This is a genomic window from Enterobacter roggenkampii (assembly GCF_001729805.1).
Lineage (GTDB): Bacteria > Pseudomonadota > Gammaproteobacteria > Enterobacterales > Enterobacteriaceae > Enterobacter > Enterobacter roggenkampii.
Genome location: NZ_CP017184.1, coordinates 119,014 through 141,663 on the forward strand (window position 1 = coordinate 119,014; position 22,650 = coordinate 141,663).

The following is a 22,650-nucleotide window of genomic DNA, read 5'->3' on the forward strand; positions in this document are numbered from 1 at the left end:
AGCCATTACTACAGAAGGACAATGTTTGTAAGCAAGATTAATCCGCCTGTGCATTATCGTAATACCCACGTATATAATCGGCGGCCTGGACAGCGGTTTCAGCTAAACGACAGGAAATATATGCATATTGTTCACACTGAAGCAGACGGCGGCAAAGGCGGGCAGCCTCTGCGCATTATCAACGAATCGCTTGGGATGATTCAGCGTGGCCATCAGGTGACTCTCCTTTGTCCGGAAACTGCGCCGCTCCACGCGCTGGCACGCAATGCCGGTTTGACGGTGGTCACGATGCCGTTGAAGCGTAAGAACCTTAAAAACCTGCAGGTGCTGCGTCGCTGGATGAAGGATAACCGTCACTCGATTGACGTCATCAACAGCCATAACTCTGCCGATACCTGGCTGGTGGCGCTGGCGAATCTGACGCTGTCCAACCCTGTACCACTGGTGAGAACCCGTCATGCGTCCGGCGTACCGCGCAACAACTGGACGACCCGCTGGCTCTTCCGCACGGCCTGCGCGCATATCGTGACCACCGGCGAGGCGCTGCGCCATCAGGTGGCAAATATTGGCGTGCCGATGTCTCAGAGTACGTCGGTGCCAAGCGGTGTCGATACGCAGCGTTTCCATCCGGGAGATAAGCACCAGGCCCGGGTTCATTGTGGTTTGTCGCAGGACGATTTCTGGCTGGGCGTGGTATCGCATTTGCGCCCGAACAAAGGCCATAGCGTACTGCTGCGCGCCCTGGCGAAAATCGCCAATCCACACATCAAGCTGGCGATTGTCGGCGAAGGTCCGCACAAAGCGACGCTGGAACAGGAAATCACCGCCCTGGGGTTACAGCAGCGCGTGGTCATGGCGGGACATCAATCCGATCCGGAACGCTGGTTCCCGGCCTTTGATATTGCGCTCAGCCCTTCGCACGATATGGAAGGTGTTCCACAGGGCGTGCTGCAATCGTTAGCCACCCGTATTGCCACCATTGCGACGGATGCAGGTGGAACGGGAGATGCGGTGATTAACGGGCAGACGGGAGTGCTGGTCGCGCAGCGCGACGAAAACGCGCTGCACGATGCCATAATGAAACTCTATGACGACTCAGCCCTTCGCGAGACGCTCGCGCAACAGGGATATGACTACCTGAGCACGCACTTTACCCGCGAATGTATGCTGGACGCGATGGAGAAAGTCTTCTCCGATGCCGCTCAGCGCAGCAAATCACGATAAAGCGCCTGCAGCTCTTTCGCCATTCTGTCCAGGGTGAAGGGCTCGGCGGTTGCACGCGCAGCGGCGGAGTAATCGACACCCTGTTCACGGCCTTTCAGCCACAGCGAGATGGCCTGCTGGTAGCCTTCGCTGTCCAGCGCATCGCGCACCCAGCCGTTTTGACCCTCGGTTATCCACTCCGCCGCGCCGCAGCCGTGGCTGGTAAGCAGCGGCAAACCACAGGCCAGCGCTTCCACGCAGACGTTCGGGAAGGGATCGTAGAGCGTCGGCAGGATAAGGGCATCCGCCGTGCCATAGACTTCACGCACGTTGGCAACGGGGCCCAGGAACTTCACTCGTGAGGAAATCCCCAGCGCCTGTGCCAGCTTTTCGAACTTCCGCGCATGTTTATCGCGGCCGGCAATCAGCAGCCAGACGTCAGGATGCGCCACAATGGCGCGCAGCGCGGTGGCGACGCCTTTGCGGCTGAAGCCTGACCCAACATACGCCAGTACCGGTGCGTCAGGAGGAATACCCAGGACATCACGCTGCGAAAGGGCGCGGACCTCAGGGCTAAACTGAACGGTGTCCACGCCGTTGTAGATCACCGTCAGCTTGTCGTCCGGCAGCCCGAAGCGCCGCGCGATATCATCGCGCACCATCTTCGAATTACAGATCACCTTGCGCAGCTGCGGATGGGTAAACATCTGCGCCTCGGCCTGCAGAATGTAGCGGTGATAGCGGCTCAGAGATTGCGCCCAGCGCGCCAGCGGCGACAGAATGCGGCCATATTGCTCAAGCCAGGTGGCGTGAACACCGTCGCCCGCCCGGAAGATGGTGGCTCCCGGTATGCGTTCGTGGCTTTGCACAATATCAAACTGCGCAAAATGCGCGGCGGCTTCGACGGCAAAACCGGATTCACGCGCGATGCGATTGCGAAACGGCGGATTGACCGTCAGCGTTTTCCAGCCTGCGGCATCCTCCCACTGGCGAGCAATTAGCGTGACATCAAGCGACGTATCCTGCGCCAGCACGTTCAGCGCACGTGAGACAAAACGCTCTGCGCCACCGTTGGGGTTGTAGGTCTGTCGGACAATAGCCAGCTTCATGCAGGTGTTTCCGTTTCCAGAAGCATCGTATCAATGGCGCTCAGCACCTGCTGTGGGGTGATGGCCGTGATGCAGTCAGAGACACCGCTGTCTCCGCAGCCCGCTTTGCCGCAAGGCTGGCAGGTAAACCCGGCAACGATTACGCGATAGTTCACCCCCCACGGCGCCCATTTGATGGCGCCGGTAGGGCCAAAGATGGCGACGGTTGGCGTACCGACGGCGCTCGCAAGATGCATTGGCATGGAATCCACGCCGAAGTACACCCGGGCGTGCTTCATGAGCGCGCCCAGCTCTTTCAGGTTCAGCTGACCGCTTAAATCAAAGACCGGCTGGGTGAGGGCTGCGCGCAGCGCATCCATATAGGCCTTCTCTTCTTTTGACGGTGCGGCGGAGAGGACGATCGGCAGGCCGCGCGCCGCCAGGTTATCAATGGTCGCTGCCAGCTTTTTGATATCCCAGGCCTTAAACATCCAGCGCGAGGTCGGGTGAACCAGAATGTAGGATTTACTCGTGAGCCCAAACCCGGCCAGCTTATCGGCCACAGAGGCTTCTGCCGCGTCACCGGGCACAAAAAGCGTATGTTTGTCTTCATCGGACTGCGGATGAATGCCGATCCGGCGCAGGGCATCCAGATTAACCTCCACCATATGACGGCTGTTGTCCTGAATCGCCGGATAGAGCGTGGTGAACGATTTCACCCAGCGGCGACGCGCCAGGCCCCCGCGCTTATCCGGCTTAAAGCCGACGGAGACGCGCGGTTTCAGGCGACGCGCCAGACGCGCGCCGTGCCAGTGTTCGGTCAGGTTAATCAGCACGTCATACTGACGGCCTTTCAGGGTGTTCAGCAGGGCGCGGTAGAGGCGGAATTGTTCAAACCAGCCCTTCTTGCGCCAGTTGCGCCCAATAGTGTGCACCTGGTCGATATGCGGGTGGCTGGTCAGCATCGCCTGGGTATCGTCATAAACCAGCGCATCGACTTCCACGTTCGGCCAGTTCTTTTTCAGCACGGTAAAAACCGGCGAGGTAAGCAAAACGTCACCGTGGTGACGAAGCTTAATAATCAGCACGCGCTTTGGCGGGCGCTCCGCTGAGAAAAAATCAGACATAGGCTCTCTCTGCTGCCAGCAAAGGCTCTAATTGCGCAAATACCGCAGCGGCGCTGAGATCGCTCAGCTGCGATGAGTGTTCCGGGCGGCAGATATATTGATTTTTTCCATAGCCGCCGATCAGGCCCGGGTCCGTTGGGCCGTAAAGCGTAATATTAGGACGGTCCAGCGCCGCCGTCAGGTGGCTGAGTCCCGTATCCACGGAGACCACAGCCGTCGCGCCTGCCAGCGCCTGAGCGACGCCATCCAGCTTCATGCGCGGCAGAACGTCCACATAATCAAACCCTGCCGCCAGGCGTTTGGCCCGCGCTTCTTCATGGGGAGCGCCCCACGGGAGTTTGATACGCAGCCCCGCGTTTGCCAGCAGGCCGATCAGTTCGCGCCAGTGCGCTTCCGGCCAGTGCTTGTCATCGCGGGTTGTCGCGTGAAGGAAAATCAGATAAGGATCGCTTTTCTGCGATGAGGTGTGCAGGAAATGCCGGGAAATCGCATAGTCGCCCTGGGTTTCCGGTTTCGCATAGCCCAGGCTTTTGGCAAACAGCTCTCGGATACGTTCCACCGCGTGCTGCTGCTTCGCGATGTGGTGGCGGTGGTTATAGAACAGGCTCGCCAGCGGTTCGCGGGCGGTTTGCCAGTCCATGCCGTGCTTTACGCCGCGCGCCAGTCGCGTCACCAGCGCGGCGCTTTTGACCAGCCCCTGCGCGTCGATGATGGCATCATAACGCTGCGCCTGTACCGCCTCGCGGAAGGCTTTGCGTTCGGCTTTAATCGGCGCGGAGAACCACGCTTTCCGCCAGCGGCGAATCGCCACCGGGATCACGCGGTCGACCGCTTCATGCCAGGTGGGGATCTGCGCGAAGCCCTCTTCCACCACCCAGTCAAAACGAATGCCCGGTACGGCCCGCATGGCGTCCGTCAGTGACGGCAGCGTGTGCAGAACATCGCCCATCGACGAGGTTTTAACGATCAGTACCCGCATTCGTTATCCTTCTTCGCTCAACAGCAGTTCGTTAAGCTCTTCAAGAACGCGCTGCGGGGCAATGTCGATCAGGCTCTGATGATAACCTTCAGCGGCATCGCCTTTGCGCACCTTGTGGTAGCCGGTGATCAGGCGAATAACGCGCGCTTTATGGGACAGCGGAGGCGTAAAGTCCGGGCTGCTTGGCCCATACAGCGCCACCAGCGGACGGTTGAGCGCAGCGGCGACGTGCATCAGGCCTGAATCGTTGCTAACCACAGCGTGGCAGGCAGCAATCAGGATAACCGCCTGCTCAAGCTGCGTTTCTCCCGCCAGGTTGCGGCACCAGGCCTGCTGTTCATTACTGAGCGTCGCGAGAATTTCGTTGCCCGCCTCGTGGTCTTTTGCCGAACCGAACAGGACAATCTGGTAGCCTTCGTCGATCAGCTGTTTCGCCAGCTCTGCATAGTGGTAGTGCGGCCAGCGTTTTGCCGGGCCGAACTCGGCGCCAGGGCAGAAGCCAATCATCGGACGTTCAGCCGAAAGGCCAAACGCGCTGCAGGTCTGGGATTTTTCACCGTCGTTAACCTGAAGCTGGGGCCAGAGCAGCGGCTGCGGCAGGTCTTTCGCGCTGCGCATCACGCCTTTGTCATAGGCTAGCGCCACGTAGCGCTCCACCATTAATGGCCAGGCCGCTTTATCCAGCACGCGTGCATCGTTCAGCAGGCCGTAGCGCATTTCGCCGCGCCAGCCGGTGCGATGCGGAATGCCCGCAAAGAAGGGCACCAGGGCAGATTTAAAGGAGTTGGGCAGAACATACGCGCGGTCATACCGCTTCTCGCGCAGGCTATGGCCGAGCTTGCGGCGTTCGCCAATTTCCAGCGCCCCGTGGCCGAGCGGCATCGGGATCGCTTCATTCACTTCCGGCATACGCGATAACAGCGGACGGCACCACGCGGGTGCCATCACGTCGATTATCGCCTGGGGATAGCGCGCCTTGAGCGTGCGATAGAGACTTTGCGACATCATCATGTCGCCCACCCATGACGGGCCGATCACCAGAATCTTCATACTTACGCGTCGCGGTTCAGCCAGGCCATATACTCCGTTACGCCTTCGGCAACGGTTTTAAACGGCTTGTCATAACCCGCTGCGCGCAGGTTAGTCAGGTCAGCCTGGGTGAACGCCTGATAGCGGCCTTTCAGCTTGTCCGGGAACGGAATGTACTCGATGCTGCCTTTTTTATGGTACGCCAGCGTGGCGTCAGCCACCGCCTGGAAGGACTCTGCGCGGCCGGTACCCAGGTTGAAGATGCCGGACACGCCGTTTTCCCAGAACCACAGGTTTACGGCCGCCACGTCGCCCACGTAAACGAAGTCACGCTTAAAGCCGTCGCTGCCTTCGAACAGTTTTGGACTTTCACCGTTATTCAGCTGGGTGTTCAGGTGGAACGCCACGCTCGCCATGCTGCCTTTGTGGCCTTCGCGCGGTCCGTAGACGTTGAAGTAGCGGAAGCCGACGATCTGCGAGTTCGCTTCTGGCAGTACCTGACGCACGTACTCGTCGAACAGGAATTTGGAGTAGCCGTAGACGTTCAGCGGCTGCTCATATTCGCGGGACTCGATGAAGTCCGAGGTACGCCCGCCGTAAGTGGCGGCAGAAGAGGCATACAGGAACGGAATTTCACGCTCCAGGCAGTAGTGCAGGATCTCTTTGGAATACTGATAGTTGTTGTCCATCATGTACTTGCCGTCCCACTCGGTAGTGGAGGAGCAGGCACCTTCGTGGAAGATGGCTTCGATCTCGCCGAACTCTTCGCCTGCCATAATCTGGATAAGGAAGTCTTCTTTATCCATGTAGTCAGCGATGTTCAGATCCACCAGGTTGACGAACTTGGTGCCGTCTTTCAGGTTGTCAACCACCAGGATGTCGGTGATGCCTTTGTCATTGAGAGCCTTAACAATATTGCTGCCGATAAAGCCTGCGCCGCCGGTAACGATGATCATAACTGTAACCTTTGAAGTGTGGAGCCCGGGGACAATCCCGGACGCTAATGTTTCTATCATATCATTAGTATGGCTGCCCTTCAGCCATTCACCGACATAGCGCAAGGGTACACGTGATTTATGCTGCAAAAACGACAAGAGATGACGTGTCATCTCGTCATGAACTATAGGTTTGGGTAATATGTCCCGAAATTTGCCGAGTCTGGAGAATTGCAATGCGTGGTGATTTTTACAAACAGTTAAACAGCGACCTTGAGACCGCACGTGCGGAAGGGTTGTTCAAGGAAGAGCGTATTATCACGTCTGCACAGCAGGCGGACATCACCGTTGCCGACGGCAGCCATGTGATCAACTTTTGTGCGAACAACTACTTAGGTCTTGCGAATCACCCTGAGCTGATTGCCGCGGCAAAAAACGGCATGGATACCCACGGTTTTGGTATGGCCTCCGTACGCTTTATCTGCGGTACCCAGGACAGCCACAAGCAGCTTGAGCAAAAGCTGGCGAACTTCCTCGGAATGGAAGACGCCATTCTCTACTCCTCCTGCTTCGACGCCAACGGCGGCCTGTTCGAGACCCTGCTCGGCGCAGAAGATGCGATTATCTCCGACGCCCTGAACCACGCCTCCATCATCGACGGCGTACGCTTGTGTAAAGCGAAGCGTTTTCGCTACGCCAACAACGACATGGTTGAGCTGGAAGCGCGCCTGAAAGAGGCCCGTGAAGCGGGCGCTCGCCATGTGCTGATCGCCACCGACGGCGTATTCTCCATGGACGGCGTGATCGCCAACCTGAAGGGCGTGTGTGACCTGGCGGATAAATACGACGCGCTGGTGATGGTCGATGACTCTCACGCGGTCGGTTTTGTCGGCGAAAATGGTCGCGGCTCCCACGAATACTGCGACGTAATGGGCCGCGTGGACATCATCACCGGCACGCTGGGCAAAGCGCTCGGCGGCGCATCCGGCGGCTATACCGCTGCGCGTAAAGAGGTGGTGGAGTGGCTGCGCCAGCGCTCGCGTCCGTATCTGTTCTCCAACTCCCTGGCACCGGCGATTGTTGCCGCCTCCATCAAAGTGCTGGAGATGGTGGAGTCCGGCGCTGAACTGCGCGACCGCCTGTGGTCCAACGCGCGTCTGTTCCGTGAAAAAATGAGCGCAGCAGGGTTCACCCTGGCTGGTGCTGACCACGCGATCATTCCGGTGATGCTGGGTGATGCGGTCGTGGCGCAGAACTTTGCCCGCGAACTGCAGAAAGAAGGGATTTACGTCACCGGGTTCTTCTTCCCGGTGGTGCCAAAAGGTCAGGCGCGTATCCGCACCCAGATGTCTGCGGCGCATACGCCTGAACAAATTGAACGTGCGGTGGAAGCCTTTACCCGCATCGGTAAACAGCTGGGCGTCATTGCCTGAGGACGTGTGATGAAAGCGTTATCCAAACTGAAAGCGGAAGAAGGGATTTGGATGACCGACGTGCCGGAACCGGAAGTCGGTCATAACGATCTGCTGATCAAAATTCGTAAAACGGCTATCTGCGGTACTGACGTTCACATCTACAACTGGGACCAGTGGTCGCAGAAAACCATTCCTGTACCGATGGTTGTCGGTCACGAATATGTCGGTGAAGTGGTGGGTATCGGCCAGGAAGTGAAAGGCTTCAAAATCGGCGACCGCGTCTCCGGTGAAGGTCACATTACCTGCGGCCACTGCCGTAACTGCCGCGGTGGGCGTACGCACCTGTGCCGCAATACCATCGGCGTGGGCGTGAACCGTCCGGGCTGCTTTGCGGAATATCTGGTGATCCCGGCCTTTAACGCCTTCAAAATCCCGGACAATATTTCTGACGATCTGGCCTCCATTTTCGATCCGTTCGGTAACGCCGTGCACACGGCGCTCTCCTTCGATCTGGTCGGTGAAGACGTGCTGGTCTCCGGCGCGGGCCCCATCGGCATTATGGCGGCAGCCGTGGCGAAGCATGTAGGTGCGCGCAACGTCGTGATCACCGACGTAAACGAATACCGCCTGTCGCTGGCGCGCAAAATGGGCGTCACCCGCGCGGTGGATGTCTCGAAAGAGAGCCTGACCGACGTGATGGAAGAGCTGGGCATGACCGAGGGCTTCGATGTGGGTCTGGAGATGTCCGGTGCGCCACCGGCGTTCCGCACCATGCTCGATACCATGAACCACGGTGGCCGTATCGCGATGCTGGGTATCCCGCCGTCGGATATGTCCATCGACTGGAACAAAGTGATCTTCAAGGGGCTGTTCATCAAGGGCATCTATGGCCGTGAGATGTTTGAGACCTGGTACAAGATGGCGGCGCTGATCCAGTCCGGTCTGGATCTGTCCCCGATTATTACTCACCGTTTCTCTATAGATGAGTTCCAGCAGGGCTTTGACGCGATGCGTTCCGGCCAGTCAGGGAAAGTGATTCTGAGCTGGGATTAACCGCGAAAGCGCCTTCGGGCGCTTTTTTTACGGCCTCTTCACGTTTCTTACATCCGCAATCAGATTATTTCGATTTTTCCTTCGCTTTTTTACCCGCACACTTATAAAGTTTGTTGACGATCCGTTTACTTTACAGAGCCTATGTTCAAGCTTACCGTTTGTTTATTGACCTGTAATTCTGCGCGTTTGCTGCGCGAGGTGATTCCTCCGCTGCTGACGGTGGCAGATGAAATTGTCGTTCTGGATTCCGGCAGTACGGATGCCACCCTTTCTATTTGCCGCGAGTACGGCCTCTCCCTTCATCATCACCCCTATGCTATGCATGGCGTGCAGATGAACCATGCGATCGATCTGGCGAGCAATGACTGGGTGCTATGTATGGATAGCGACGAGATCCTGGACGCGGAAACGGTCGACTTTATTCTGACCCTGAAAGCCGGGGATGAACCTTCCGCCGATCGCGCCTGGCGTATCGCCCGCTACTGGCACGTGCTGGGCGAGGAGGTGCGTACAATCTATCCTGTTTCCTCGCCTGATTTCCCGGTGCGGCTGTTTAATCGTACCCAGGCTCGCTTCAACCAACGACCCGTAGATGACAAAGTTGAAGGTAAGATTGTTGCCGTGAAAATGCCGGGGCGGGTGCGTCACGACACGTTTTATAACCTGCATGAAGTGTTCAACAAGCTCAACAGTTACACCACCCGGCTGGTGAAGTACCAGCCGGCTCGGCCTTCGATCGGACGCGGCATCATCAGCGCCATCGGGGCGTTCTTCAAATGGTATCTGTTCAGCGGAGCCTGGCGTCAGGGCAAGGTTGGGGTCGTGACGGGGCTGTATGCCACAGCCTACAGTTTTTTGAAATATTTCAAATCCTGGTATCAGCATCAGGAGAAAAAGGAGCCCGTTGCGAATGAGCAGACGGACTCTCAGATTGCGAAATAAGCGTCAGGCTTTCTTACCCCATCCCTGCCACTGCTGCTGGACGTATTTCACCAGCGTACTGTTACTGATGCTGTCTCCGATGACGGAGAAGAAGCGGGTCGCGTAGACCGGTTCTAGCGGCTGCTTCGGTACGCAGCGCTTCACGCCGCGGAACGGATTACGCGGCGCCGTCGGGACGGGCTGCGCAGAATTCGGCGTAGAGGTATCCACCTGCGGCTCATTCAGCAGATCGCTCGGGCGCACCAGCGTGATATCGGAAGGTAAGGTCGGCAGCATTTGCTGCAGGACGCGGACGGTAGACGGGTGGGGGTGACCGATGGCAATGGCCGAACCATTGCGGCGGGCCAGCTGTACCGCGCGATTAAACTGCACGCGAATATCGGCTTCGTTCTGGGTATCATCCAGGAACACCTTGCGCTTAATCACCTTTACGCCCGTTCCCTGAGCGGCGCGCATCGCCTGGCTGTTGCCGATGGTCATGCTGTCAAGGAAGTAGAGATTGTAACGCTCCAGCGCCTGCATCACTTTTAGCATCCCGTACAGGCTGGAGGTCATCGCGCTGCCCATATGGTTGTTCAGCCCTACGGCATACGGCACCTTGTTGTAGGCGTCGCGGATGATGCGCTCGATCTCCTCGCTGCTCATATCCGGGCGCAGGGTATCTTTTTCCAGCGGCTGCTTGCTGAGCGGGGCCATAGGCAGGTGGATGAGAACCTGATGCCCGCTGCTGTGGGCTTTGGTCGCCATCTCACGCGCGTGGGGGGCATTCGGCAGGACGGCAACGGAGATGGCCGACGGCATCGCCAGCACCTGGTTTTCATAATGTGGGCGATAACCGAAGTCATCAATCACGATAGCGAGCTTACCGGCGTATACCGGTGCAGCCAGCGCCAGCGCGCTGACGACGGAGAAAACGATTCGACGAAATTGAAGCAAAACTTATCTTCCCAACCACGGCTGTGGATTGACCGCCTGACCCTGACGACGAATTTCGAAATAGAGTGACGGGCGGCCCTGACCGCCACTGCTGCCCACAAGGGCGATGGGTTGGCCAGCGCGCACCTGCGTGCCGACGCTGACCAGCGCGCTCTGGTTGTAGCCGTAAAGACTCATGTCGCCTTTACCGTGCTCGACCACTACCACAAGCCCGTAACCCTGCAGCCAGTCGGCCAGAATCACGCGGCCATCGGCGATGGCTTTCACTTCGCTACCTTCAGACGCACCGATAACGATCCCTTTCCAACGTAGCTCACCCTGCAGCTGTTCGCCATAGCGATGCAGAATTGAACCGCGAACGGGCCAGAAAGCCTGACCGCGAGGAGAGCCGAGGCCGCCGGTACGCGACATCAGGGAACGTTCACTTTCGCTTGGCTTGTAGGTGGTCCCTTTGCGGGAGGCTTCCTGCTGCTTGTCGCGAACGGCCTGCGCCTCGCGAGCCTCTTTTTCGGCGCGCGCTTTCGCCGCGGCTTCCGCACGGGCGATGCTGTTGCGCAGTTTGGATTCGTTGGCGCGCATTTCGCTCAGCTGGCTCTGACCTTCCTGAATGGAGGACTCGAGACCGGCCAGGGTTTTCTTACGCTCGTTGCGTGCCTGCTCAAGCTTTGCCTGCTGGGCCTGCTGATCGTAGAGCAGCGTCTGCTGCTGGCTCTGCTTCTCTTCCAGCTCGGCTTTTTGCGTGGAAACCTCTTCGCGCGTCTGCTTCAGCTGCGCGATCGTCTCCTGACGCGCCTGGTTCAGATAGCCAAAGTAGGCCTGCAGGCGCTGGCCGCGCTGGCTCTCTTCGCCGCTGAGGATCAGCTGGAGTCCGGTATGTTCACCCTGGCGGAATGCGGCATCAAGCTGTGCGGCAAGGTTGCGCTCCTGCGCATCGCGCTGGCGCTCCAGTTTGGCAATCGACGCGTTCATCTCGTCGATCTGCTTATTCAACTGGGCAAGGGTGTTTTGCGTTTCACGGAGTTTACGCGTGGCAGCGGAGATGGCCTCTTCCTGCTGCTTAAGCTGGGCGAGCAGGGCGGCGCGCTGTTGCTGCTGTTGGCGTACCGCACGCTCTTTGGCGGCGATATCGGCCTGAATGGATTTCAACTGGTCGCGGTCATCCGCGTGGGCGGATGCGGCGCACAGCAATACGCCAGCGCTGAGTGCGCTGGCGTAAAACAGAGGTCTGACTGATAACCTAAGCGGCTTCACGACCCATGTGATTGAAAAAATCGCCTTTCCCCTCATGGGGAGCGATTATTCCACGATGAACAGCGGCTTACCAGTCATCTCTTCAGGGATCGGCATCCCCATCAGCGACAACATGGTTGGCGCGATGTCAGAAAGCTTGCCGCCTTCTACGGCTTTCACTGATTTATCACCCACATAAATCAGCGGAACCGGCAGGTTGGTGTGGGCGGTGTGCGCCTGTCCGGTCGCCGGGTCGCGCATCTGTTCAGCGTTACCGTGATCCGCGGTGATCAGCAGCTGGCCGCCAACGGATTCAACCGCTTTCGCCACCTGCTCAACGCAGTGGTCCAGCGCTTCAACCGCTTTCACTGCCGCTTCCATCACCCCGGTATGACCGACCATGTCGCCGTTCGGGTAGTTACAGATGATGGTGTCGTATTTGCCGCTCTCGATGGCCGCAACCAATTTTTCAGTCAATTCTGCAGAGCTCATTTCTGGCTGCAGATCGTAGGTGGCGACTTTCGGGGAGTTGATCAGAATACGTTCTTCGCCTTTGAACGGCTCTTCAACGCCGCCGTTAAAGAAGAAGGTCACGTGCGCGTATTTTTCCGTTTCGGAAATACGCAGCTGCGTTTTGTCGTTCTTCGCCATCCACTCACCGAAGGTATTTGCCAGCGAGGCCGGTGGGTATGCGCACGGCGCTTTGATGTCTGCCGCGTATTCGGTCAACTGGATGAAGTCGATGTTTACCACTTTCTTACGGGCAAAACCGTCGAAGTCGCTGTTGACGAACGCACGGGTGATTTCGCGCGCGCGGTCAGCGCGGAAGTTCATGAAGATCAGCGCGTCGCCGTCTTCCATCGCGGCATCGGCCTGGCCTTCAGCACGGATCACGGACGCTTTCACGAATTCGTCGTTTTCATCGCGTGCATAAGCCGCTTCCAGCGCTTCAACGGCGGTCGCAAACTGGAATTCCCCTTTTGCCAGGGTCAGCAGGTCATAGGCCTGTTCAACGCGATCCCAGCGGTTGTCGCGGTCCATGGCGTAGTAACGACCAATGATGGAGGCTACGCGGCCTTTGCCCAGCGCGGCGAATTTGTTCTCGAAGGCTTTCAGGGAGCCTTCCGCACTGCGTGGTGGCGTGTCGCGACCGTCCAGGAAGGCGTGCAGATAGATTTTTTCCGCACCGCGCTCAGCGGCCAGTTCAACCATTGCCATGATGTGATCTTCGTGGCTGTGAACGCCGCCAGCAGAGAGCAGACCCATGATGTGAACGGCTTTGCCAGCAGCAACGGCTTTATCAACCGCGCCACACAACGTTGGGTTGGAGAAGAAGGTGCGTTCTTTGATTTCAACGTCCAGACGCGTCAGGTCCTGATACACGATACGCCCGGCGCCCAGGTTAACGTGACCGACTTCGGAGTTGCCCATCTGGCGGTCCGGCAGGCCCACTTCCAGGCCAGACGCGTCAATCAGCGTATGCGGACGTTTTGCCCACAGGGCATCCATGACCGGGGTTTTGGCGTTGAAAATAGCGTTATCCTGGCTTTCTTCACGGTAGCCATAGCCATCCAGAATCACCAGTACCATAGGTTTTTTAGAAACCGACATTGCGACAACCTCATGCTCAAGAGTCAAAATTTGCGTAATTTTACTACAGCTGAATCGATCAAATAGCCGCAGAAGATCAAAGAAAGCGCAGGGGCAAGGGACTCGCCAGACCATTTTGAGGCATTTTTTTAGGTGGCATGCCGCAGAAAATGGATTAGGTTAGGGTCGCTGGCTGTATTTGCCAGAACGCACAGGTATACTCCTGTCCTGGTTTTTTTAATCACTAAGTCGGGAGTAGTTACCCTCCATGCAAGAAATTATGCAATTCGTTAGCCGCCATCCGGTTCTGAGCATCGCGTGGATTGGCCTGCTGGCTGCTGTGCTGTTCACCACATTTAAGAGCCTGACGTCTAAGATTAAGGTTATCACCCGTGGTGAAGCGACGCGTCTGATTAACAAAGAAGATGCTGTCGTGGTCGATCTGCGCCAGCGTGACGATTTCCGCAAAGGGCACATTGCAGGTGCGATTAACCTGCTGCCTGCTGAAATCAAAGCGAACAACGTGGGCGAGCTTGAGAAGCATAAAGCCCAGCCGATTATCGTTGTTGACGGTACCGGCATGCAGGCGCAGGAATCCGCCAGCCTGCTACATAAAGCAGGCTTCGAAAACGTATCTGTGCTGAAAGAAGGCATTTCCGGCTGGAGCGGGGAAAATCTTCCTTTGGTACGCGGTAAATAAGGAGTTCAGTCATGGCCCATATTGAGATCTACACCAAAGCGACGTGCCCGTTCTGCCACCGTGCGAAAGCGCTGCTGAACAGCAAAGGCGTCACGTTCCAGGAACTGCCGATTGACGGTGACGCGATTAAACGCGAAGAGATGATCCAACGTAGTGGTCGTACGACGGTTCCACAGATTTTTATTGATGCGCAGCACATTGGCGGCTGTGATGACTTGTATGCGCTCGATGCCCGTGGTGGACTCGATCCGCTGCTGAGCTAAGAGACTTTAGGACAATTAAAAAGGGTATTTCCATGTCAGAACAAAGCAATAATGAAATGATTTTCCAGATCCAGCGCATCTACACCAAAGATGTCTCTTTTGAAGCGCCAAATGCGCCGCACGTTTTCCAGAAAGACTGGCAGCCAGAGGTTAAACTTGATCTGGATACCGCATCAACCCAACTGGCTGATGACGTGTATGAAGTCGTACTGCGTGTGACCGTGACCGCTTCTCTGGGCGAAGAGACTGCTTTCCTGTGTGAAGTACAGCAGGGCGGTATCTTCTCCATCGGCGGTATCGAAGGCAACCAGATGGCGCATTGCCTGGGTGCGTACTGCCCGAACATTCTGTTCCCGTATGCACGTGAATGCATCACCAGCCTGGTTTCTCGCGGTACATTCCCGCAACTGAACCTTGCGCCAGTTAACTTTGATGCGCTGTTCATGAACTATCTGCAGCAGCAGGCTGGCGAAGGTGCTGAACAACATCAGGATGCCTGATGAGCACTGTTAATGCGTCAATGACTGTGATCGGTGCCGGCTCATACGGCACCGCTCTTGCCATCACGCTGGCAAGAAATGGTCACGATGTGGTCCTGTGGGGCCACGACCCAAAACATATCGCGACGCTACAGCGCGACCGCTGTAACGTGGCGTTTCTCCCGGACGTTCCGTTCCCTGACACCCTGCACCTTGAAAGCGACCTTGCGACCGCGCTGGCGGCCAGCCGCAACATTCTGATTGTGGTTCCGAGCCATGTCTTTGGCGATGTGCTGCGTCAGATTAAGCCGCTGATGCGCCCGGATGCGCGCGTTGTCTGGGCGACGAAAGGACTGGAAGCCGAAACCGGACGCCTGCTGCAGGACGTTGCCCGCGAAGCGCTGGGTGATGCGATCCCGCTGGCGGTCATCTCCGGCCCGACCTTTGCGAAAGAGCTGGCCGCTGGCCTGCCGACGGCGATTTCACTGGCCTCCACCGATCGGGCCTTCTCCGACGATCTCCAGCAGTTGCTGCACTGCGGCAAGAGCTTCCGCGTTTACAGCAACCCCGATTTTATCGGCGTGCAGCTGGGCGGCGCGGTGAAGAACGTGATTGCGATTGGCGCCGGGATGTCCGACGGCATTGGTTTTGGTGCCAACGCCCGTACGGCGCTGATCACCCGCGGTCTGACCGAGATGTCCCGCCTGGGCGAAGCGCTGGGTGCCGATCCGGCCACCTTTATGGGGATGGCTGGCCTGGGCGATCTGGTGCTGACCTGTACCGACAACCAGTCTCGTAACCGCCGCTTTGGCATGATGCTCGGACAGGGCAGCGATGTGAAAGACGCGCAGGAGAAGATTGGCCAGGTGGTGGAAGGCTACCGCAATACCAAAGAAGTCCGCGAGTTGGCGCACCGTTTCGGTGTCGAAATGCCAATAACCGAGGAAATTTATCAGGTATTGTATTGCGGAAAAAATGCGCGCGAGGCAGCATTGACCTTATTAGGTCGTGCGCGCAAGGACGAGCGCAGCAGTAACTAGTCGGAACCGTTGTCACCTGAATGACCCAGCCAGCGCAGAACTGGCTGGTCATTAACTATCGTCTGGAGTAAGCAATGCCGTGTGAAGAACTGGATATCGTCTGGAATAACATTAAAGCCGAAGCCCGGGCGCTGGCCGACTGTGAGCCTATGCTGGCCAGTTTCTACCACGCAACGCTACTCAAGCACGAAAACCTCGGCAGCGCGCTGAGCTATATGCTCGCCAACAAGCTGGCGTCCTCGATCATGCCCGCGATTGCGATTCGTGAGGTGGTGGAAGAGGCTTACGCCGCTGACCCGGAAATGATTGCGTCTGCCGCCTGTGATATCCAGGCCGTGCGCACCCGTGACCCGGCGGTCGATAAATATTCTACGCCGCTGCTGTACCTGAAAGGCTTTCACGCCCTGCAGGCGTACCGCATTGGCCACTGGCTATGGAATGAAGGCCGCCGCGCGCTGGCGATCTTCCTGCAAAACCAGGTTTCCGTGACGTTTCAGGTTGATATTCACCCGGCGGCGAAGATTGGCCGCGGGATCATGCTCGACCACGCCACCGGGATCGTTGTCGGGGAAACAGCGGTGATTGAAGACGACGTCTCGATCCTGCAGTCGGTTACCCTGGGCGGTACCGGGAAAACCAGCGGCGATCGCCATCCGAAAATTCGTGAAGGGGTGATGATTGGCGCGGGTGCCAAAATCCTCGGCAATATTGAAGTCGGGCGCGGTGCGAAGATTGGCGCCGGGTCGGTTGTGCTCCAGCCCGTGCCGCCGCACACCACTGCCGCTGGCGTACCGGCGCGCATCGTCGGTAAGCCAGACAGCGATAAGCCGTCCATGGATATGGATCAGCACTTCAACGGCATTCACCATACCTTCGAGTATGGTGACGGCATTTAACTTCTGAGAATGGCGCCCGGATATCCCAGCTGGCGCCATGCTTCATACACCACCACCGACACCGCGTTCGACAGGTTCATGCTGCGGCTGTCCGGCATCATCGGAATACGGATTTTCTGCTCAGCGGGCAGGGCATCCAGAATCGTGGCCGGCAGGCCGCGGGTTTCCGGGCCAAACATCAGATAGTCACCTGCCTGATAGCTTACGGCGCTGTGCGCTGGCGTGCCTTTGGTGGTCAGGGCGAACATGCGCTGCGGCTGCTCTGCTTCCAGAAACGCGGCGTAATCGTGATGGCGAATAACGGCGGTAAATTCATGATAATCCAGCCCTGCGCGACGCAGGCGTTTGTCGTCCCACGTAAAGCCCATCGGCTCAATAATGTGCAGACGAAAACCGGTGTTGGCACACAGGCGGATAATATTGCCGGTATTCGGCGGAATTTCTGGTTCGAATAAAACGATGTTAAGCATGCTGCCCCCTTAATTGCGGGGGCAGGATAGCAGAAAAGAGAGGAACTACGCGACGCCGGGTTCCTGCGAGCGACTGTACAGCATTTTGTAGACGGTTGCCGCCGCGGCCACCAGGGCGGGCACGCTGAGGATCATTAAAATACTGTCCGCCTGCCACTGCATTGAAAGAAGCTGGGCGCTGGTCATGGTTCCCGCCACGCCGCCAAAGCGGCCGATGCCCTGCATCCAGGCAATGCCCGTCGCGCGGCACTCGGTAGGGTAAAAGGTGGCGGCCAGGGTCTGCATGCCCGACTGCGCACCGTTCATCGCGATCCCCATCAGGAAGATCAGCCCGCCAAACAGGGCGATATGGTTATGCTCAATGCCCAGTAACAGAATAAGGCCCATCGTCAGGACGAAACCACACGCAACCACCCTGTGCGCTTCCCAGCGGTCCATCATCCAGCCTGCGAGCAGAATGCCTGCGGTACCGCCGAAGGTGAACAGCGAAGTCAGCCATGCGGATTCCGCCAGCGCATAGCCCATCCCCTGCATCAGCGTCGGCATCCAGCTCAGCAGGACGTAGTAAATCACCAGCCCCATAAAATAGGTCACCCACAGCATCAGGGTGCCGGGCAGCCAGGGCATGGAAAACAGCTGCGACACGCTCCCTTTTTTCGACGCGACCTTCTCCTCCGCCAGGAAAAAGCCCGTGACGCCCTCCAGCGTGCTGCGCGAGAACCGGCTGGCGATACGGCGGATCTGCCTGACATCTTTCCCGCGCTGCACCAGAAACTTCACCGACTCCGGTAAAAGCAGCGCCAGCAGCAGCGTTAAAATCAGCGGCGCAATTGCCCCGGTCAGCAGCACGCTTCGCCAGCCGTGGTGGGGAATCAGCCAGGACGAGATCGCGCCGCCGCCCGCCGCACCCAGAGGGAAGCCGCAGTACATGGTATTGATCGCCATCGCGCGGCAGCGCTGGGGGGCAAACTCGGAGATCAGCGTAATGGCGTTCGGCATGGCGGCACCGAGCCCCAGGCCGGTCAGAAAGCGCCACAGCGTCAGGGTATTCAGACTTTGCGCCCAGGCGGTTCCCAGGCTCGCAAGGCCGAAGAACAGGCAGGAGAAGACCAGCACGCGCTTGCGCCCCATCCGGTCCGATACCGGACCGGCGATCAGCGCGCCCAACGACAGCCCCAGCAGCGCGGCGCTCAGCACCGGCCCCAGATCCTGCTTATGGATCCCCCATTCTGCCGACAGCGTGGGCGCGATGTAGCCCATCGCCGCCGTATCAAAGCCATCGATCGCCAGAACCAGAAAGCCCAGCACAATGAGCAGCCAGTGAAACCCTGAAAAGCGGCTGTCGTCGATCACCTGCTGAATATCCACCTTACCTGAATAGGTCATACGCTCCCCTCTGATGTGATGTTGTTTTTGTGTTCTTGTCTTTGCTTGTCTATACAATTGCGGGCGACAGGTAGATGTCAAATTTTCTTATCCAATATGTTATCTGGATGTTATTTTTGGCATAAAAAAGCGCCCGAGGGGGAGATCGGACGCGTGAGAAGAGGTGTTAACGAGGGATAATTCAGGCCGCGTTTCCCTGAGCAAGCGGAGCCAGCGCGGCCGGTAATTTGCTTAACTCCTGAACCAGAGAATCCCTGCTGATTTCGCTAATCGTTTTTGCACCGGTCAGCGTCATCGCTACCTTCATCTCTTTTTCGATCAGGTTAAGCAGATTCGCCACGCCCGCCTGGCCCGCGGTCGCCAGGGCGTACAGATACGCGCGCCCCAGCAGCACGCTGTCGGCACCCAGTGCAATCATGCGCACCACATCCAGCCCGTTGCGGATCCCGCTGTCGGCCAGGATGGCGATATCGCCTTTCACCGCATCGGCAATGGCCGGCAGGGCGCGGGCGGAGGAGAGCACCCCGTCGAGCTGGCGGCCGCCGTGGTTAGAAACCACAATCCCGTCTGCGCCAAAGCGGACCGCATCGCGGGCATCTTCCGGGTCGAGGATCCCCTTGATCACCATCGGGCCATCCCAGAATTCGCGGATCCACTCCAGGTCTTTCCAGGAGATGGACGGATCGAAGTTGTTCGCCAGCCAGCCGATGTAATCCTCCAGCCCGGTGGGTTTACCCAGATACGCCGAGATATTCCCCAGATTGTGTGGACGACCGTTCAGGCCGACGTTCCACGCCCACTGTGGATGCGTTACCGCCTGCCAGTAGCGGCGGAGCGCCGCATTTGGGCCGCTCATGCCGGAGTGCGCATCGCGGTAGCGCGCGCCGGGAGTCGGCATATCAACGGTAAAGACCAGCGTGGAGCAGCCCGCCGCTTTGGCGCGCTCCAGCGCGTTACGCATAAAGCCGCGATCGCGCAGGACGTACAGCTGGAACCACATTGGCCGCTTGATGGTCGGGGCGACCTCTTCAATCGGGCAGACCGAGACGGTAGAGAGGGTAAACGGAATGCCTTTGGCATCTGCCGCGGCGGCGGCCTGCACTTCACCACGGCGGGCGTACATGCCGCATAAGCCGACAGGTGCGAGCGCGACCGGCATGGAGAGCGTTTCGTTGAACAGTTTCGTCTCAAGGCTGAGGTCAGACATATTCTTCAGCACGCGCTGGCGCAGCGCCACCTCCGACAGGTCTTCCACGTTGCGGCGCAGTGTGTATTCGGCATACGCCCCGCCGTCAATGTAGTGGAACAGGAACGGGGGCAAAATGCGCTGCGCCGCGGCGCGATAGTCACTGGCTGCTGAAATAATCATGCTTTGTTCTCCCTGGAAATATCACTGTCGCCAGGCAGACGGGTAATACGCGCCTGTCGGGCCTGGTCTTCATCGAATCGTTTTATCGTGGTATGCACGAAACCGAGATGCGCCATCATCGCTTTGCGTGCGGCCTCGGCATCACCGGCCAGAATGGCGTTGAGCACCGCCTCGTGTTGTTCGGTCAGCTGGGCAAACACCGGCGGAACCAGATACATCCGCTGGCGGCTCTGCTTCACGGAGGATTGCAGCAGGTCGAAGAACCCGCGCATGGTCTGGAGCAGCACCACGTTGTGCGACGCCTCGGCAATCGCCAGGTGAAAGCGCACGTCCGCCTGGGAGGCGATATCCGGGTCGCTGCTTTGCGTGGCCTCAAAGCAGGCGATGAGTTTCTCTTTGTCGGCCTCGGTTGCCCGCATGGCCGCGTGCCAGGCGGTACTGGTTTCGATGGCGTGACGCGCTTCAAGGATGTCGAAGCTGTAGTCCGGGTCGTTCTCCATCAGCGTTTTCAGCGGCTGAACGATGTTTTGCTCGGACCAGTCGTCATGCTGCCAGCGTACAAAGGTGCCGCCGCCGCGACGGCTTACCAGCACCCCTTCGCTGACCAGCGTCGCCAGCGCCTCGCGCAGTGAGTTGCGCGACACGCCAAGCTGGGCGGCGAGCTGGCGTTCGGCGGGCAACTTCATGCCCGCTTCCAGCTGTTGTTCTTCAATCAGCGCCCGCACGCGAGAGGCAATCTCGTCGGACAGGCGTCTGGGCATCACTATCATGGGATCATCCAGGTTAAGACATAGGCCTGCAGGGTGGTGATGACTCCGACCATACAGGTGAATATCAGGCTATGTTTCACGGTAAAGCGGAACAGATCCGACTCTTTACCGACCAGTCCCACCGCCGCACAGGCAATGGCAATGGACTGCGGGGAGATCATTTTCCCGGTCACGCCGCCCGTCGTGTTCGCGGCCACCAGCAGGACGTCCGACACGCCAATCTGCTGGGCCGCCGTTGCCTGCAGTGCGGCAAACAGGGCGTTAGACGAGGTATCGGAACCGGTCAGGAACACCCCCAGCCAGCCGAGGAACGGCGAGAAGAAGGTGAAGGCGTGGCTGGTATGGGCCAGCGCCAGTGCCAGCGTCGACGACAGACCGGAGTAGTTCGAGATAAACGCGAACGCCAGCACCATGCCGATGGAGTAAATCGGCAGCATCAGCTCTTTTACGGTCGCCGCAAAGGTCTGTACCGCCGCCGCAGGCTTCATGCGCAGCCACACCACGGAAAGAATAGCGGCAAACAGGATGGCGGTCCCGGTGGCGGAGAACCAGTCGAATTTATAGACCGCGGCATACGGCGTGGCGGCGTGCACCACCGGCGGCATACGGGCGACCATCTTGTCGAGGAACGGCACCGAAACGTTAATGACCATGTCGTACAGCGCGCCGCCCGGGGCGAACAGGGCTTTAAACGGCGGGATGCTCCACAGCGTAACCGTGGCGGTCAGGAACAGGAACGGCGACCAGGCGCGGATCACCTGGCCTGCGGTGTAGCCGGTGCGGGCCAGCGTTTGATCGACCTGTGAGGCGCCCATGTCGGCGAAGCGGAAAATACGAACCGGCTGCCAGCGTTTCAGGAACAGCGTCAGGCAGACCAGCGACACCAGCGAAGAGATGATGTCCGGCAGCTCCGGGCCAAGGAAGTTCGAGCTGAGGTACTGGGCAATCGCGAACGAACCGCCCGCCACCATCACCGCAGGCCAGGTCTCCTTCACGCCGCGCCAGCCGTCCATAATCGCCATGATCCAGAAGAGGACGATAATGGTCAGGAACGGCAGCTGGCGGCCAACCATCTGGCCAATCTCAAAGCTGTCCAGACCGGTCACCTGGCCCGCGACCAGAATCGGAATACCCATCGCGCCAAACGCCACCGGCGCGGTGTTCACAATCAGGCACAGGCCCGCGGCATACAGCGGGTTAAAGCCCAGTCCCACCAGCAGCGCGGCGGTGATCGCCACCGGTGCGCCAAAGCCTGCCGCGCCTTCCAGAAACGCCCCGAAGGAGAAGCCGACAATCAGCATCTGCAGGCGCTGGTCCGGCGTGATGGAGAGAATCGACGAGCGGATGATGTCGAACTGCCCGGTTTTCACCGAGATTTTATAGACGAAGACCGCCGCGATGATGATCCACGCAATCGGCCACAGGCCGTAGAAGAAACCGTAGACGACGGAGGCCAACGCGCGATCGACCGGCATCTTGTAGAAGAACAGCGCCACCATCAGGGCGATGGCGACGGTGTACGTCGCGGCAAGGTAGCCCTTCAGCTTGAGCTTAATCAGCGCAAAGAAGAAGAACAGGATCGGCAGCGATGCGATCAGGCTCGATAGCCAGATATTTCCGGCCGGGTCGTAGTTTTGTTGCCAGAGGCTCATGCAGGTCTCCTGGGGACCAGACAGCCTGCGCTGCGGGTGAGTCTCCGCTCATCTCAGCGTCACAGTCTGTGTAAAAGTGGTCCTGCCAATGTTGTGTT

General features: G+C 58.5%; 22 protein-coding genes. 9 read left to right on the top strand and 13 right to left on the bottom strand.

The features are described from left to right. The first annotated feature begins 120 nt into the window (after positions 1 to 120). Entirely contained in the window at positions 121 to 1,224 is a 1,104-nt protein-coding gene (locus BFV67_RS00520; RefSeq protein ID WP_063616612.1) for a glycosyltransferase family 4 protein, read from the top strand. On the opposite strand, the gene BFV67_RS00525 is transcribed toward BFV67_RS00520, so the two are convergent. Genes BFV67_RS00525 through rfaD form a run of 5 tightly spaced genes read right to left on the bottom strand, consistent with a single transcriptional unit; the run spans position 1,203 to position 6,382 of the window. Next, positions 1,203 to 2,312: a glycosyltransferase family 4 protein gene (locus BFV67_RS00525; RefSeq protein WP_069597731.1), complete on the bottom strand. Its 1,110-nt coding sequence runs from the start codon at positions 2,310 to 2,312 to the stop codon at positions 1,203 to 1,205. The two genes, BFV67_RS00520 and BFV67_RS00525, sit on opposite strands and share 22 nt — an antisense overlap. Beyond that, the gene (gene rfaQ, locus BFV67_RS00530; protein WP_063618645.1) at positions 2,309 to 3,418 is read right to left on the bottom strand and encodes a putative lipopolysaccharide heptosyltransferase III; all 1,110 of its coding nucleotides are present in this window, start codon (positions 3,416 to 3,418) and stop codon (positions 2,309 to 2,311) included. Before rfaQ ends, BFV67_RS00525 begins: the two co-directional genes overlap by 4 nt. Beyond that, positions 3,411 to 4,397, bottom strand: coding sequence for a lipopolysaccharide heptosyltransferase RfaC (rfaC, locus tag BFV67_RS00535; protein ID WP_069597732.1), 987 nt, complete (start codon positions 4,395 to 4,397; stop codon positions 3,411 to 3,413). Before rfaC ends, rfaQ begins: the two co-directional genes overlap by 8 nt. A gap of 3 nt (positions 4,398 to 4,400) precedes the next feature. Continuing rightward, positions 4,401 to 5,447, bottom strand: a complete 1,047-nt coding sequence (gene rfaF, locus BFV67_RS00540) for an ADP-heptose--LPS heptosyltransferase RfaF (RefSeq protein WP_069597733.1) — start codon at positions 5,445 to 5,447, stop codon at positions 4,401 to 4,403. 2 nt (positions 5,448 to 5,449) lie between these two features. Further along, the gene (gene rfaD / locus BFV67_RS00545) at positions 5,450 to 6,382 is read right to left on the bottom strand and encodes an ADP-glyceromanno-heptose 6-epimerase (protein WP_008502707.1); all 933 of its coding nucleotides are present in this window, start codon (positions 6,380 to 6,382) and stop codon (positions 5,450 to 5,452) included. Between the two features lie 215 nt (positions 6,383 to 6,597). Here rfaD and kbl point away from each other — a divergent pair, with 215 nt between their 5' ends. From kbl to BFV67_RS00560, 3 genes are all read left to right on the top strand, one after another. After that, positions 6,598 to 7,794, top strand: coding sequence for a glycine C-acetyltransferase (gene kbl, locus BFV67_RS00550; RefSeq protein ID WP_023294809.1), 1,197 nt, complete (start codon positions 6,598 to 6,600; stop codon positions 7,792 to 7,794). 9 nt (positions 7,795 to 7,803) lie between these two features. After that, positions 7,804 to 8,829, top strand: coding sequence for an L-threonine 3-dehydrogenase (tdh, locus tag BFV67_RS00555; RefSeq protein WP_021242426.1), 1,026 nt, complete (start codon positions 7,804 to 7,806; stop codon positions 8,827 to 8,829). A 141-nt stretch (positions 8,830 to 8,970) separates the two neighbouring features. Then, positions 8,971 to 9,771, top strand: coding sequence for a glycosyltransferase family 2 protein (locus tag BFV67_RS00560; protein WP_008502710.1), 801 nt, complete (start codon positions 8,971 to 8,973; stop codon positions 9,769 to 9,771). A 3-nt stretch (positions 9,772 to 9,774) separates the two neighbouring features. Here the strand turns inward: BFV67_RS00560 and BFV67_RS00565 are convergent, their stop codons facing one another. The 3 genes from BFV67_RS00565 to gpmM are packed head-to-tail and all read right to left on the bottom strand — an operon-like array spanning position 9,775 to position 13,548. After that, complete coding sequence (locus BFV67_RS00565; protein ID WP_032654497.1) at positions 9,775 to 10,707, bottom strand: divergent polysaccharide deacetylase family protein; 933 nt, start codon at positions 10,705 to 10,707, stop codon at positions 9,775 to 9,777. Positions 10,708 to 10,710: 3 nt separating this feature from the next. Beyond that, positions 10,711 to 11,970: a murein hydrolase activator EnvC gene (envC, locus tag BFV67_RS00570; RefSeq protein ID WP_025910576.1), complete on the bottom strand. Its 1,260-nt coding sequence runs from the start codon at positions 11,968 to 11,970 to the stop codon at positions 10,711 to 10,713. Between the two features lie 33 nt (positions 11,971 to 12,003). Beyond that, a complete protein-coding gene (gene gpmM / locus BFV67_RS00575; protein ID WP_069597734.1) occupies positions 12,004 to 13,548 on the bottom strand; it encodes a 2,3-bisphosphoglycerate-independent phosphoglycerate mutase in 1,545 nt (514 codons plus the stop codon). Positions 13,549 to 13,795: 247 nt separating this feature from the next. On the opposite strand from gpmM, the gene BFV67_RS00580 reads away from it, so the two are divergent. The 5 genes from BFV67_RS00580 (at position 13,796) to cysE (ending at position 16,905) form a co-directional block, all read left to right on the top strand. Beyond that, on the top strand, positions 13,796 to 14,227 hold the full coding sequence (locus tag BFV67_RS00580) for a rhodanese-like domain-containing protein (protein ID WP_008502714.1): 432 nt from the start codon (positions 13,796 to 13,798) through the stop codon (positions 14,225 to 14,227). Between the two features lie 11 nt (positions 14,228 to 14,238). After that, positions 14,239 to 14,490: a glutaredoxin 3 gene (grxC, locus tag BFV67_RS00585; RefSeq protein WP_008502715.1), complete on the top strand. Its 252-nt coding sequence runs from the start codon at positions 14,239 to 14,241 to the stop codon at positions 14,488 to 14,490. 32 nt (positions 14,491 to 14,522) lie between these two features. After that, positions 14,523 to 14,990, top strand: a complete 468-nt coding sequence (secB, locus tag BFV67_RS00590) for a protein-export chaperone SecB (protein ID WP_008502716.1) — start codon at positions 14,523 to 14,525, stop codon at positions 14,988 to 14,990. Beyond that, positions 14,990 to 16,009, top strand: a complete 1,020-nt coding sequence (gpsA, locus tag BFV67_RS00595; RefSeq protein ID WP_008502717.1) for an NAD(P)H-dependent glycerol-3-phosphate dehydrogenase — start codon at positions 14,990 to 14,992, stop codon at positions 16,007 to 16,009. Before secB ends, gpsA begins: the two co-directional genes overlap by 1 nt. Before the next feature lie 74 nt (positions 16,010 to 16,083). Next, positions 16,084 to 16,905, top strand: a complete 822-nt coding sequence (cysE, locus tag BFV67_RS00600) for a serine O-acetyltransferase (protein WP_008502718.1) — start codon at positions 16,084 to 16,086, stop codon at positions 16,903 to 16,905. On the opposite strand, the gene trmL is transcribed toward cysE, so the two are convergent. The 5 genes from trmL to lldP form a co-directional block, all read right to left on the bottom strand. Next, the gene (trmL, locus tag BFV67_RS00605) at positions 16,902 to 17,375 is read right to left on the bottom strand and encodes a tRNA (uridine(34)/cytosine(34)/5-carboxymethylaminomethyluridine(34)-2'-O)-methyltransferase TrmL (protein ID WP_021242431.1); all 474 of its coding nucleotides are present in this window, start codon (positions 17,373 to 17,375) and stop codon (positions 16,902 to 16,904) included. The two genes, cysE and trmL, sit on opposite strands and share 4 nt — an antisense overlap. Positions 17,376 to 17,420: 45 nt before the next feature. Then, the gene (locus BFV67_RS00610) at positions 17,421 to 18,761 is read right to left on the bottom strand and encodes an MFS transporter (protein WP_069597735.1); all 1,341 of its coding nucleotides are present in this window, start codon (positions 18,759 to 18,761) and stop codon (positions 17,421 to 17,423) included. A gap of 181 nt (positions 18,762 to 18,942) precedes the next feature. Beyond that, the gene (lldD, locus tag BFV67_RS00615; protein WP_069597736.1) at positions 18,943 to 20,130 is read right to left on the bottom strand and encodes an FMN-dependent L-lactate dehydrogenase LldD; all 1,188 of its coding nucleotides are present in this window, start codon (positions 20,128 to 20,130) and stop codon (positions 18,943 to 18,945) included. Then, positions 20,127 to 20,900, bottom strand: a complete 774-nt coding sequence (lldR, locus tag BFV67_RS00620) for a transcriptional regulator LldR (protein WP_032654503.1) — start codon at positions 20,898 to 20,900, stop codon at positions 20,127 to 20,129. Before lldR ends, lldD begins: the two co-directional genes overlap by 4 nt. Continuing rightward, entirely contained in the window at positions 20,897 to 22,552 is a 1,656-nt protein-coding gene (lldP, locus tag BFV67_RS00625) for an L-lactate permease (RefSeq protein ID WP_023294815.1), read from the bottom strand. The genes lldR and lldP overlap by 4 nt, the downstream gene beginning before the upstream one ends. Positions 22,553 to 22,650: the final 98 nt, after the last annotated feature.